The sequence below is a fragment of the Pseudonocardia nantongensis genome (genome assembly GCF_046546495.1).
Taxonomy (GTDB): domain Bacteria; phylum Actinomycetota; class Actinomycetes; order Mycobacteriales; family Pseudonocardiaceae; genus Pseudonocardia; species Pseudonocardia nantongensis.
This window is the reverse complement of record NZ_JBKGXT010000025.1, coordinates 15258-27599: the sequence shown is the minus strand read 5'-3', so window position 1 is coordinate 27599 and position 12342 is coordinate 15258. Positions and strand designations below refer to the sequence as shown.

14 protein-coding genes are annotated in these 12342 nt (G+C 75.0%); 10 read left to right on the top strand and 4 right to left on the bottom strand.

The window, feature by feature from the left end; translation table 11 throughout:
- Window positions 1–127 precede the first annotated feature (127 nt).
- The 7 genes from ACLFMI_RS22970 (at window position 128) to ACLFMI_RS22940 (ending at window position 6804) form a co-directional block, all read left to right on the top strand.
- Window positions 128–952, top strand: a complete 825-nt coding sequence (locus ACLFMI_RS22970) for an SGNH/GDSL hydrolase family protein (protein WP_410950016.1) — start codon at window positions 128–130, stop codon at window positions 950–952.
- A gap of 181 nt (window positions 953–1133) precedes the next feature.
- Entirely contained in the window at window positions 1134–1982 is an 849-nt protein-coding gene (locus ACLFMI_RS22965; RefSeq protein ID WP_410950015.1) for a glycerophosphodiester phosphodiesterase, read from the top strand.
- Window positions 1983–2026: 44 nt separating this feature from the next.
- Window positions 2027–3253 carry a sensor histidine kinase gene (locus ACLFMI_RS22960; RefSeq protein ID WP_410950014.1) on the top strand — a complete coding sequence of 409 codons (1227 nt, stop codon included), beginning with the start codon at window positions 2027–2029 and terminating at the stop codon, window positions 3251–3253.
- Window positions 3250–3897, top strand: a complete 648-nt coding sequence (locus ACLFMI_RS22955) for a response regulator (protein WP_410950013.1) — start codon at window positions 3250–3252, stop codon at window positions 3895–3897. The genes ACLFMI_RS22960 and ACLFMI_RS22955 overlap by 4 nt, the downstream gene beginning before the upstream one ends.
- Window positions 3898–3980: 83 nt before the next feature.
- Window positions 3981–4718 carry an ABC transporter ATP-binding protein gene (locus tag ACLFMI_RS22950; RefSeq protein WP_410950012.1) on the top strand — a complete coding sequence of 246 codons (738 nt, stop codon included), beginning with the start codon at window positions 3981–3983 and terminating at the stop codon, window positions 4716–4718.
- Window positions 4715–6244 (top strand): hypothetical protein, encoded by a 1530-nt coding sequence (locus tag ACLFMI_RS22945; protein ID WP_410950011.1) that lies wholly within the window; start codon window positions 4715–4717, stop codon window positions 6242–6244. The genes ACLFMI_RS22950 and ACLFMI_RS22945 overlap by 4 nt, the downstream gene beginning before the upstream one ends.
- A gap of 95 nt (window positions 6245–6339) precedes the next feature.
- Window positions 6340–6804, top strand: a complete 465-nt coding sequence (locus tag ACLFMI_RS22940) for a hypothetical protein (RefSeq protein WP_410950010.1) — start codon at window positions 6340–6342, stop codon at window positions 6802–6804.
- On the opposite strand, the gene ACLFMI_RS22935 is transcribed toward ACLFMI_RS22940, so the two are convergent.
- Together ACLFMI_RS22935 and ACLFMI_RS22930 are read right to left on the bottom strand one after the other, a co-directional pair.
- Window positions 6770–7183, bottom strand: a complete 414-nt coding sequence (locus ACLFMI_RS22935; RefSeq protein ID WP_410950009.1) for a YkvA family protein — start codon at window positions 7181–7183, stop codon at window positions 6770–6772. The genes ACLFMI_RS22940 and ACLFMI_RS22935 overlap by 35 nt on opposite strands.
- An 89-nt stretch (window positions 7184–7272) precedes the next feature.
- Window positions 7273–7716 (bottom strand): CBS domain-containing protein, encoded by a 444-nt coding sequence (locus tag ACLFMI_RS22930; RefSeq protein ID WP_410950008.1) that lies wholly within the window; start codon window positions 7714–7716, stop codon window positions 7273–7275.
- Between the two features lie 115 nt (window positions 7717–7831).
- Between ACLFMI_RS22930 and ACLFMI_RS22925 the strand changes: the two genes are divergently transcribed.
- On the top strand, window positions 7832–8299 hold the full coding sequence (locus tag ACLFMI_RS22925) for a MarR family winged helix-turn-helix transcriptional regulator (RefSeq protein ID WP_410950007.1): 468 nt from the start codon (window positions 7832–7834) through the stop codon (window positions 8297–8299).
- 70 nt (window positions 8300–8369) lie between these two features.
- Here the strand turns inward: ACLFMI_RS22925 and ACLFMI_RS22920 are convergent, their stop codons facing one another.
- Window positions 8370–8738 (bottom strand): hypothetical protein, encoded by a 369-nt coding sequence (locus ACLFMI_RS22920; RefSeq protein WP_410950006.1) that lies wholly within the window; start codon window positions 8736–8738, stop codon window positions 8370–8372.
- Window positions 8739–9015: 277 nt separating this feature from the next.
- On the opposite strand from ACLFMI_RS22920, the gene ACLFMI_RS22915 reads away from it, so the two are divergent.
- The gene (locus tag ACLFMI_RS22915; RefSeq protein ID WP_410950005.1) at window positions 9016–9747 is read left to right on the top strand and encodes a PadR family transcriptional regulator; all 732 of its coding nucleotides are present in this window, start codon (window positions 9016–9018) and stop codon (window positions 9745–9747) included.
- 30 nt (window positions 9748–9777) lie between these two features.
- On the opposite strand, the gene ACLFMI_RS22910 is transcribed toward ACLFMI_RS22915, so the two are convergent.
- Window positions 9778–11088 carry an MFS transporter gene (locus ACLFMI_RS22910; RefSeq protein ID WP_410950004.1) on the bottom strand — a complete coding sequence of 437 codons (1311 nt, stop codon included), beginning with the start codon at window positions 11086–11088 and terminating at the stop codon, window positions 9778–9780.
- Window positions 11089–11253: 165 nt separating this feature from the next.
- Between ACLFMI_RS22910 and ACLFMI_RS22905 the strand changes: the two genes are divergently transcribed.
- Window positions 11254–12273 carry a proteasome assembly chaperone family protein gene (locus tag ACLFMI_RS22905; RefSeq protein ID WP_410950003.1) on the top strand — a complete coding sequence of 340 codons (1020 nt, stop codon included), beginning with the start codon at window positions 11254–11256 and terminating at the stop codon, window positions 12271–12273.
- The last annotated feature ends 69 nt before the right edge of the window (window positions 12274–12342 follow it).

Genomic DNA, 12342 nt, shown 5'->3' with positions numbered 1-12342 from the left:
GCCGGTAGTTCCACCTCGGGTCGGCACGGCGGCCACCCGTTCGGCCCACAGGGCGCAGCACCGTCGGTGCACCGGCTCACCCGGTACCGCGATTGCCGGGGCCTCCGGGGGCGGGTTGGCTGGCCCCGTGGCCCGACACCTGGTTCCGCTCCCGGTCTGTGTCCTGGCGGTGCTGCTGCTCGTCGCCCTCGCGCCGGCCGCGGTCGCCGGTCCGTTCGCGGCCCGCACCGACACCCGGTACGTCGCACTCGGGGACTCCTACGCCGCCGGGGTCGGTGCCACCCCGGACCCGTCCACCGGGGACTGCCGTCGCAGCGACCGCTCCTACCCGGCGCTGTGGGCGGCGCGGCACGCACCGGCGTCGTTCACCTCCGTGGCCTGCAGCGGCGCGACCAGCGGCGAGGTCGTGGCGAAGCAGGTGCGCGCGGTCGCGAGGGACACCACGCTCGTCACGATCACCGCCGGCGGGAACGACACCGGCTTCGGTCCCGTGCTCGCCACCTGCTCCACCGCCCCGGACGACGAGGCCTGCTTCCGCGCGATCCGGGGCGGTGAGCGGGCCGCGCGCTTCGTCGCGCCCGGCGGCCTGATCTCGACGATCGTCGGCGTCCGGTTGCAGGCCCCGGACGCGGAGATCCTCGTCCTCGGCTACCCGCGGCTGTTCGAACCCGGCACCGCCTGCGACGTCCCCGGCGCTCCGAACGCCGCCCGCCGGGAGGCACTGAACCGGGCCGCCGACACGCTCAACGCCTCGCTCGCCGACGCGGCGCAGCGCTTCCGCGGGCAGTTCGTCGACGTGCGCGACACCTTCGCCGGGCACGGGGTCTGCAGCGCCGATCCCTGGATCAACCCGCCCGCGCAGCCGACGACCCCGGCCGTCTACCACCCGAACGAGCGGGGTTACACCGACGGCTACCTGCCGGCGTTCACCGCCGCGGCCGCGCGTCCCTAGAGAAGTCGCGCGTCCCCGGAGGAGCCCCGCGTCCCCGGGCAAGCACGGAATCGACCACACGGACCGTCGCCGTGAGGCGTTCCGATCCCTGTCGCTGCGCGGCCACCCGGGCGCCCATCGCCGGTTGCACCGGTCCCGGAGAGTCGGCCACGATCGTGTTGCCCCGTTCGGAGGTACCCCCGTGCGCCCGACGCGCCGCCTGCTCGGCACGCTGCTCCCCCTGACCCTCGTCCCGGCCGCGCTGCTGGCCCTCTCCCCCGCCGCTCTCGCCGAACCGGCGCAGACCCGCACCGGCACCGAGGTCGTCGCGCACCGCGGCGCATCCGGTGATGCCCCGGAGAACACCCTCGCGGCCGTCGACGAGGCCGTCGCACAGCAGGCCGACTCGATCGAGATCGACGTCCAGCGCACCGCGGACGGCCATCTCGTCCTGCTGCACGACGCCACCCTCGCCCGCACCACCGACGTCGAGCAGGTCTTCCCGGGCCGTGCTCTCGACCCGGTCGCCGGCTTCACCCTCGCCGAGCTGAAGCGGCTCGACGCCGGGTCCTGGTTCGATCCCGGGTTCGCCGGTGAGCGCATCCCGACCTTCGCCGAGCTCGTCGAGCACACCGGCGACCGGGCCGGTCTGCTGGTCGAGCTGAAGGAGCCCGCGACGTACCCGGGCATCGAGAAGGAGGTCGCCGCCGAGCTCGGCGCGCCGCGGCCCGGTGCCGTCGTGCAGTCGTTCGACCACGACGCGATGCGCCGCTTCGCCGAAGCCGCCCCGGATGTGCCCGCCGGGTGGCTGTTCGAGGCCCGTCCGACCGACGCCCAACTCGACGACGCAGTCGCGACCGGCGTCGAGCAGATCAACCCGAGCTTCCGGGCCACCGACGCCGACCTGGTCGACACCGTCCGCGCGCGTGGCATGCAGACCGGCGTGTACACCGTCGACGAGGAGGCGGACATGCGACGGATGCTCGACGCCGGCGTCGACCGGATCATCACCAACCACCCGGGCGTGCTGCGCGGCGTGCTCGCCGGCTGATCCGCGGGCTACCGTCTCCCCCGGTCGGGACGGAAGGGGCGGTGGTGCGCAGGATCCCGGTGCTCGACGCGGTGCTGGCCGTGTTCGGGTTGCTCGCGACGGCACTCGCGGCGGAGCTCTGGCTCACCTGGGGCGCGTGGCCGTACCTGCTGCAGACCCTCGTCGCGCTCGGGTTGGCGGCAGCGCTGCTGCTGCGCCGGGTGTTCGTGCTCGGGTCCGCGGTCGCGACGTTCGCGCTGCTCGCGGCGATGGCGCTGATCGTGTTGACCTCGCCGGTCGGGATGGGCACCAGCCCGCTGCTGCTCTGCGCCCCGCTCACGGTGATCGCCCTGACCCGGTACGGCGACACCCGCTGGTGGGGCCTGGCCGGGGCCGCGGTCGCGGTGGCCGGGGTCCCGGTCAGCCCGGCGCTGCGGCTCAACCGCGGTGCAGAGCCGATCGAACCGTTCGCGGGCTGGGCCGAGCTGGGCTGGATGCTGGCCGCCCACGTGCTGGTCGTGGCCGTCGCCTACCTGTGGGCACTGCGCCAGCGCGAGATCGCCGACCGGCACGCCGCCGAGCTCACCGAGGTCCGGGACCGTGAGGCCGCCCGGGTCGAGCTCGCGACCGCCCGTGAACGGAACCGGATCGCCCGGGAGGTGCACGACGTCGTCGCGCACTCGGTCGCGCTGATCCGGGTCGAGGCCGCCACCGGCCTGGAGATCGCCGAGACCGAACCCGGGCACGCGCAGCGGTCCCTGGCCACGATCAAGGAGACCGCCGGCGAGGCGATGACCGAGCTGCGCGGCCTGGTCGGGGTGCTGCGCGACTCCCGCGCCGAGAAGCTGATTCCGGCTGCGACGCTGGCCGGGGTCCCGGCGCTCCTCGACCGGGTCCGCGACGCCGGCCCGGAGCTCGTCACCGATGTCCCGGACGCCGCGGCACTGTCCGCGCTGGACGGCCGGCTGGACCCGATGGTCCGGCTGGCCGCCGTCCGGGTGCTGCAGGAGGCCCTGACGAACGCGGTCAAGTACGCCGACCACCGCACACCGGTGCACGTCGCCCTGGCCACCACGGATGACGGGCTGCAGATCTCGGTCCGCAACCGGGTCGCCGACCGGGAGCCCGCGGGCGCCGGTGGGTTCGGGGTCTCCGGGCTGGTCGAGCGGGTCGGCAGCGTGGGCGGGCGGTTCTCCGCGGGCCGCGACGGCGGCGACCACCTGCTGACCGCGGACCTCCCGGCCCGGGCCGGGAGCGAGGACGCCGCCGTTCCGGGTAAGGGGCACGAATGATCAGGGTGGCCGTCGTCGACGACCAGCCGCTGCTGGCGTCGTCGTTCGCGGCCTTCCTGGAACGGCAGCCGGACATGACCGTCGCCGGCATGGCCGGGGACGGGGCGCAGGCGCTCGAGCTGTGCAGGCGGACCGAGGTCGACGTCGTCCTGATGGATCTGCGGATGCCGGTGCTCGACGGCATCGAGGCCACCCGGGCGCTCAGCGCGCGCGGCGAACGGCCCCGGGTGCTGGTACTGACCACCTTCGAGGTGGACGAGTTCGTCGTCGCCGCGGCCCGCGCCGGCGCCCGCGGCTACCTGCTCAAGGACGCCGAGCCTGCCGAGCTGCTCAGCGCCGTCCGCGCGGTGCACGACGGCCGGGCCGTCCTCGGCGGGACCGGCCCCTCGGAGCTGCTGCGGGCCCACCTCGAGTCGGGGCGGGCGACCGCGCCCGCGCCGGGCGGCGGGGCGCTGGAGCACCTGTCCGATCGGGAGGCCGAAGTGCTCGCCGAGATCGCCTCGGGCGCGACGAACGCCGAGATCGCCACCCGGTTGCACATCGCGGAGACGACCGTGAAGACGCACGTCGGGAACCTGCTGACCAAGCTCGACTGCCGGGACCGGGTGGCACTGGTCGTCCTGGCACACGCCGTCGCGCGGTGATCCTTCTGCGGTAGGACCGGTCCGCCCCGGACCCTTCCGCCGGAGGAGGCCCCGGCCGGACGACCCCGACGACACTGCACCGCATGAACGATCAGTGCCGCATGGACGATCAGCGCACACCGGCCGTGCGGTGCGACGGCGTGACGGTCACCCTCGGCCGTCGCCGGGTACTGGACGGCCTCACCCTGCGGGTCCGCCCGGGCACCGTCTACGCCCTGCTCGGCCGCAACGGTGCCGGGAAGAGCACCACGTTCCGGGTGCTCCTCGGCCTGCGCCGCCCGGACGGCGGTTCCGTCGCCCTGTTCGGCGAGCCGTGGCGGAGCGGCGCGCTCTCCCGGGTCGGCGCGACGCTCGACGGGCCCGCGCTCTACGACCATCTCTCCGCCGCCGAGAACCTGCGGGTGCACGTCCGGCTGACCGGCACGTCCCGGGCGCGGGTGACCGAGGTGCTCGATCTCGTCGGGCTGCCCGGCACCGGGCGGCGGCGCGCGTCCCGGCTGTCCACCGGCCAGCGGGGCCGCCTCACCCTGGGCATCGCACTGCTCACCGACCCGGACGTGCTGCTGCTCGACGAGCCGCAGAACGGTCTCGACCCGGAGGGCGTCGTCGAGCTGCGGGGGCTGCTCCGCGAGCTGACCGCGGCCGGCCGGACGGTGTTGCTGTCGTCGCACCAGCTCGGGGAGGTCGCCCGGACCGCCGACGACGTCGGTGTCCTGTCCGGCGGCCGGCTGGTGCACGAGGGCCCGCTCGCGGGGCTGGCCCCGGACGGCGAGCTGGAGCGCGCCTACTTCGCGCTGACCGGACCGCGGGTACCGGCGTGAGCGCGCTCGGTGCGGAGCTGCAGCGCACCCGGCGCAGCGCCGCCGCGTGGCTGACGCTCGTCGGGCTGGTGACGTGCGTGCTGTCGCTGGCCGGGCAGCTGCTGGTGTCGGCCCAGCGGAGCTGGACGTCGCTGATGATGTGGCACGTGCCGTACGTGACCGGCTCCGCCGCGGTGCTGACCGCGCTGCTGGTCGCCCTCGTGGAGCGTCGCGAACGGCGGGCCCGCACCGGCGGCACCGCGTGGCGGGCCGTACCGCCCGCCGCCCAGCGGACCGCCCGGCTACTGGCTCTGGCCGGGTTGTCACTGGTCACGAACCTCCTGGTGTTCCTGCCGTTCGCGCCCGCCGGATTGCTGCTCGGACTGGCCGATCCCCCGCTGGGCCGGCTCCTGCAGGCCGCGTTACTCGTGTGGGCCGGTGGCCTGGGCTGGCTGGTCGTGGCGGTGGCGCTGGCCCGGGTGCTGGGCCCGTGGCCGGTGCTCGGGGCCGGGATCGCGTGGCAGCTGACGGGCACGGTGCTCGCCGAGTCCGCGCTGTGGTGGGTGCTGCCGCCGACCTGGGCGGTGCGCCCGGTCCTGCCGTTGCTCGGGACCCACGTCAATGGCGTGCCACTCGAACCGGGCTCGCCGGTGTGGGGGTACCCGGCCGCTCCCCCGCTGGTCGCGGCACTGCTGCTGGCACTGGTGGCGCTACCGGCCGCGGTACTCGGAGATGGGCGGGGCCGGCGGCGCCGGCCGCGACGGTCTCCGGCGGAACCCGCCTCGGGTCGTGAGCCGGTCCCGGGCGCGCGGGCTGCACCCGCGGCGCACGACCGGGTCCACGCAGCCCGCGCGACTCCCGCAGTCGGCGGGCGCAGGCGGGCGCGGCCCGCCCTGGCGCTCGTGTCGTCGCTACGCCGTACCGCGATCGTCCCGCTGACCGTCGTCACCGCGGTGCTGCTCGGCGCGGTGACCCTCGTGTACCCGCCGTCCTACCTGCACGCCTCGTTCGGCCTGGCCGTGCTGCCCGGCGGTGCCGCGGTGCTCGCCGTCCTGGCCTGGCAGGCGCAGGAGCCGGCGTGGCGGGTCGTGCTCACCCGGGCGGGGCGGCCGCAACGGCTGCCGGTGCGGCTGCTCGCCGTGCTGGGCACCGTCGTCGCCGCGGTCGCCGTCCTGGTCGGCGTGCTGCTCGCCGCCGACGGCCGTCCGGTAACGGACGCGGCGGCCCACGTCGCAGTCGCCGTCCCGCTCGGCTGGGCCGTCGTCGCGCTCACGCTCTGGCTGCACGCGCGCCTGCACATCGCCGTCGCGCTGGTCGTGGCGTTCCTCGGGACCACGGGCGGGATCCTGTTCGGGGGCAGCACCCTGGCCACGACACCGTTGTGGATCGCAGGCCCGGCCGCCTGGGCCTACTCCGCGACCACCCCGGACCGGCTCGGCGTCGCCGTGGCCGGGTCACTGCTGGTCGCGGGGGTCGCCGCAGCGGGCTTCGTCCGCACCACCGCCCGCGCCCGACCCGGGATTCCCACGAGCGGCGTGTCGCGGTAGGGGGCCCCGGCTCCGCCGACAGCGACCGCGCCGCCCCGGTCCTACACTTCCGACACGACCGGACACCACCTCCGGACGGCGAGTGGAGGTACCCGATGACGGCTGTTCGGCTGTTCGTGCTGCTTCTCCCGGCGGTACTCGTGCTGCTCGCCGGGTGTGGCGGATCGCTGGCCACCCAGCCCGGTTCCTCTCGCCCCGCGACGACCACACCGGCGCGGGCCGACACGCCGTTCTGCGAGGCGGTACGGGCCAGCCGGGACGCCGCGCAGCCGGTCAACGGGATCGGCATCGGTCGCTCGGTGAGCGACGTCGCCGAGGTCACCGCGAACGTCCGCGCGGCCAACCAGCAGGTGACCGCGCTGGCCCCGCAGGAGCTCCGGGCCGACTTCGACCGCGCGAACCAGCTCGACGAGCGCCGGCTGGAACTGCTCGAGGCCAACGACGGCGACATCCTCGCGGTCGCACGCGACCCGCAGATCGCGCAGGCCCGCACCGACCCCGAGTACCAGGCGGCCTCGCAGCGGATCAACGACTACGTACGGTCGAACTGCTCGAGCTGACGGTTCCGTCGACGATCGCCGGCGTCTGCCTGCGCCAACCCAGGTAGCGGTCCGCCTCGACCAGCAGCGACCCGCCCAGCCACATCGCGACGACGGCGTCGTCGGTCAGGCCGAGCACGGCCAGGAACATCTCCGGCACGACGTCCACCGGGGACACCAGGTAGGCCAGGGCGACCAGGAACGTCGCCATCCGGCCCTTGCCCAGGTGCGGATAGGTGCCGTTCCAGGCGTCGCGGACCATCGACGGCAGCGCCCTGATCCGCTGGACCGGACCGGGCTCGCCGGGACCGCCGCGCCGGGTCAGGGACCGGAAGAGCGTGGCGAAGGCAGCCGTGCGACCGACCCGGCGACCGGCGGACGAACCAGATGCAGCGCTCATGTCCTGCACAACGCCGACCGGCTCGCAGACGTTCCCCGCGGGGATCGGCGTCACCCCTCGGTGACTGGCGTTCTCGGTGACTGGCCTTCTCAGTGACTGGCGAGGTAGATGTCGCGCAGCACGCCGGTCTCGGTGCTCATCTCGGCGAGCCGCTGCTTGACGACGTCCCCGATACTGATCATCCCGCAGAGCCGCCCGTGGTCGACGACCGGCAGGTGCCGGTGCCGCCAGCGGTTCATCTGCGTCATCACGTCGGTCAGCGAGTCCTCGGGCGCGCAGGTGATCACGTGCCGGGTCATCACGTCGCCGACGGTCAGGTTCAGCAGGTCGGCACCGTCGGTCGCGAGCCGGCGGACCATGTCGCGCTCGGACACGATCCCGTCGACGTGCTCGCGCTTGCCGTCGTCACACACGACCAGCGCCCCGATCGCGGGCGGACCGGCGAGCCGGGTGGCGGCCTCGGCCACGGTGTTCCAGGAGAGCGCGGTCTGCACGGTGTCGCCCTTGATCCGCAGGATGTCTGCGACCTTCATGGTGATCTCCCTTCGACGGCCCTATTATTGCGCTGGCGCAGTAGTTGCGCAATGACACCGATCGATCCGCCGGACCGGTCGAAACGGACCAAACCGCAGTTCGGGGGTGGGTTGGGTGAAACCGACCGACGACACCGTCGCGGCCGGCCTCGCCGCCGCCCGGGTGTTCACCGGGATCAGCGTGCGCGCCGTCGCCGCGGCCGGTGACGTGGTGACCCTGCCGCAGCTGCGGGTGCTGGTCCTGGTCGGTGACGCAGGCGGCACGAACATCGCGACCCTCGCCGAGGGCCTCGGCGTGCACCCGTCGAACGCGACGCGGGTGGTGGAACGCCTGACCCGGGCCGGGCTGCTCGACCGGCGTCCGGACCCGGACGACCGGCGGCATCTGGTGGTCGAGCTGACCCCCGCCGGGCGCCGCGTCGTCGAGGACGTCGACGCCCGGCGGCAGGAGGAGATCGAGCGACTGCTCGACGACCTCCCGGCGGACCGGCGGACCGGGGCGCGTGGGGTACTGCGGGCGCTGGCCGAGGCCGGCGGCGAGACCGTGGACGCGGCCGCGGCATCGCTGGGCTGGGCCCGGTAGCCGGCCCGGCCAGAACCCCGCTGACGCGCCCCTCCGGCGCAGAGCCGGGCGCGGCCCGGACCGTGCGGGCTCAGCCGGTTCGCTGGCAGCCCGCGCCGGTGCACTGCGAGCGCCGGGACCGGCGCACCACCAGGGCCACCCCGACGCCGGCCGCGGCGATCCCGCCGGCCAGTGGCGCGGCGGCGCGGGCCATCTCCCCGGCCCGGGTCACCAGTGCCTCCCGCCGGGCCGCGATCCCCGCGGCGAGCCGGTCGAGGCTCACCCCCAGCTCGGCCGCCGCCGCGATCACCTTCTCCTCACGGCCGTCCCGGTGCGCGGCCAACCGGTCGCGGAGCTGATACACCGACACCTCGGACATGTCGAGCGTCCGCGCCTCGGCCGGGTCCGGCTCCGGCACCTCCGGCTCGCCCGCTGCGACCCCCTCGTTCGCTCGTCGCACGACCACCCCTCCTTCCGCCCCGCACCTGCAAGGGCCTGCGGAAACAGTCAACGGCATCGACCCGTACCCGGCCACTCGGCAGGCGGCCGGGTACAGGGCGGTTGCGCCTTCGACTAGTCACGATATATCGTGATAACACACGAGCCGATCGAAGGGGAGGCTCGAGACGAGAGGACCACGCGTGATGACCATGCGGAACATTCCCTGGGAGCGGCCGTTCGGACCCCGCGCCCGATTCCGGAACCTGCACCACCCCTGCGGCCCCGAGGAGGCGGCGATGAACGAGATGAACGACCCGGAGGACGACGACGAGCGGGGCTCGCGCGGTGGGCACCGCGGCGGCCCGCACGGACGGGGCGGTCCGCACGGCCGCGGTCGTCGCGGCGGACGCGGACCGGGATTCGGTCCCGGTGGCTTCGGGCCCGGCGGTTTCGGGCCGGGCGGGTTCGGGCCGGGCGGGTTCGGCCCCGGCGGCCCGTTCGGACCGGGCGGTCCGTTCGCCGGTGGCTTCGGCCCCGGCGGGCCCGGCCGTGGGTTCGGCCGGCGCGGCAGGCGTACCGCCCGCGGTGACGTCCGGACCGCGGTGCTCGCGGTCGTCGCGGACGCCCCCCGGCACGGTTACGAGATCATCCAGGAGATCACCGCCCGCAGCGGCGGGCAGTGGAAGCCGAGCCCCGGCTCGGTCTACCCGATGCTGTCCCAGCTGGAGGACGAGGGCCTGGTCCGATCCGAGCAGACCGAGGGCCGGCGGGTGGTCCACCTGACCGAGGAGGGCACCCGGCACGTCGAGGAGAACCGCGCCGCGCTGGACGCGGTGTGGGCCCCGTTCGCCGAGGACGGCGCGGCGGCCGCGTCCGATGACCCGGGCACTGCGCTCGGCGAGGAGCTCGCCCGGCTTCACGCCGCGGCCCAGCAGGTCGCCGCGGCCGGCACCGCCGAGCAGATCACCCAGGCCACCGAGGCGCTCACCGAGGCCCGCAAGACCCTGTACCGGCTGCTCGCCGAGTGACCGACGGCTGCCCCGGACGGGGCGGGCGGGTCAGCGCGCCCGGCGTCGCATCCGCCGGTGCCGCCGCAGCGCCTCCAGCAGCGGCGGCACGACGGTGCCCTCCTCGGCCAGCACCCGGCGGGCCTTGCGCCGGGCACTCAACACCCCGATCGTCGTGATCGCCCAGATCGGGAACTGCACCAGCCACGCGACCCGGAACGCCTCCGGCGTGTAGCCGCCCGCGACGCCGAGCACCAGCCCGACCAGCAGCGTCGTCGTCAACGACGCGGTGAACCCGCCGACGTTGACGATCCCGACGGCGGTGCCCCGGCGGTGCACCGGGTTGAACGTGCGGGCGTAGTCGAACCCGACGGCCGAGGAGGGCCCGTTCAACGCGAGCACGAGGACCAGCAGCACCAGCAGCCACAGCGGGGCGGGCGGCGGGACCAGCAGCACGACCGTCCACACCAGGGCGGTCGCGCCGATCACCGAGAGGACCAGCCAGGATCGGCGCAGCGGGTGCCGCGCGGTGAACTCACCGAACACCGGCCCGGCGACCGCGCCCGCGGCGACCAGCACGGTGAGCAGCACCGACGCCGCCTCCGGGCTCATCCCCTGCCCGGCGACCAGGTACGGCACGCCCCAGAGCAGTGCGAACACCAGCCCGGAGAACTGGGTTCCGGCGTGCGTCCACAGACCCAGCCGGGTCCCGGGCTGCCGCCATGCCGCCTGCAGCCCGTCCAGCACCTCGCGCGGGCTCGCGGCCGGGGCGGGCGCCGGTGCACCCGGCGGGCGGTTGCGGAACACCGCCAGCACCACCACCCCGGCCAGCGCGCCGACCGCGGCCGCGGACAGGAACGCGACCGTCCAGCCCTGCCCGTGCAGCACCGTCGCCAGCGGGATCGCCGAGAGCACCTGCCCGAACTGGCCGATCAGCGCGGTCAGCTGGGTCATCAGCGGCACCCGCCGGGCGGCGAACCACGCGGGCAGCACCGAGAGGACCGAGATGAAGGTGAAGGCGTCACCGGTGCCGACCAGCACCCGGGCCACGACGGCCAGCGGCAGCGACGTGGACACCGCGACGAGCACCTGGCCCGCGGTCATCGTCAGCACCCCGGCCAGCACCATCGCCTTCGCGCCGAACCGGTCCAGCAGCACCCCGACCGGGACCTGCAGGGCCGCGTAGACCAGCAGCTGTAGCACCAGGAACCCGGCGAGCAGGGTGGGCGTCGCGTCGAACCGCTCGGCGGCCTCCAGCCCGGCGACGCCGAACGAGCTGCGCTGCAGGACGGCGACCAGGTAGGCGAGGAGCCCGGCGGACCAGACGAGGTAGGCGCGACGCGCCGCGGGGAACGTTGCCATGACGAACCGCCATTCTGCGCGATCGGGCCCCGTGCCACGACATCCGCGGACGAGTCTCACAGCCGCACGCGCCCGGCGGCCGCGCCGCGGGGGCGACTACGGTGGGTCCGGCGAACGCACGGCCCGGAGGAGACCGACCATCCTCCGAGAACACGGAGGACACCGGTGCTCGATCCCGCGCAGCTCTACCAGATCGACCCGGCGGCGCCGCAGCTCGACGAGCCGGTGCTGATCGTGGTGCTGGACGGGTTCGTCGACGCCGGCAACGCCGGCACGCTGGCCGTCGGGGCACTGCGGGACGAGCGGGAGCCCGTCAAGGTCGCCAGCTTCGACGTCGACCAGCTCGTCGACTACCGCTCGCGGCGGCCCCCGCTGCGGTTCGAGACCGACCACTGGGCGGACTACGACCCGCCCGCGCTCGACGTCGTCGTGCTCACCGACACCGGCGACACCCAGTACCTGCTGCTCTCCGGACCCGAGCCGGACACCCAGTGGGAGCGGTTCGTCGCCGCGGTCGGGCTGCTCGTCGAGCAGCTCGGCGTCCGGCTGGTGATCAGCCTGCAGGGCATCCCGATGGCGGTGCCGCACACCCGCCCGATCGGCGTGACCGCGCACGCCACCCGGCCGGAGCTGGTCGAGGGGTACAGCCCGTGGTTCGCCTCCGCCGACGTCCCGGGCAGCGCGGCGGCGCTGCTGGAGTACCGGCTCGGCCAGGCCGGCCAGGACGCGCTGGGCTTCGCGGTGCACGTGCCGCACTACCTGGCGCGGTCGGCCTACCCGCAGGCCGCGCGGGCCCTGCTCGACCACGCCGGGCTCGCCGCCGAGCTGTACCTGCCCACCGAGACGCTGACCAGGGCCGCCGAGCAGGCCGACACCGAGATCTCCGAGCAGATGGCCGAGTCGGACGAGGTCGTGCAGGTCGTCAAGGCGCTCGAGGAGCAGTACGACCAGGTCGCCGAGGCCCGCGAGGCCGGCTCGCTGACCGACGGGCTGGAGGGCGGCGAGCTGCCCAGCGGCGACGAGCTCGCCGCCGAGTTCGAGCGGTTCCTCGCCGAGGGCGGCGACAAGGGCACCGGCAAGTCCGGCGGTGACAAGAGCGCCGGGGACATCGGTGGTGGTGACATCGGCGGGGACGAGCCCCCGCACGAGCCCCCGGGCCCGACGAACCCGCCCTCCCCGGCCTGACGGTCCCCGGCCTGACGGAACGACGAGGGCGCCGGACGAGGGCGCCCTAACGCCGGGCGCGAGCCCGGC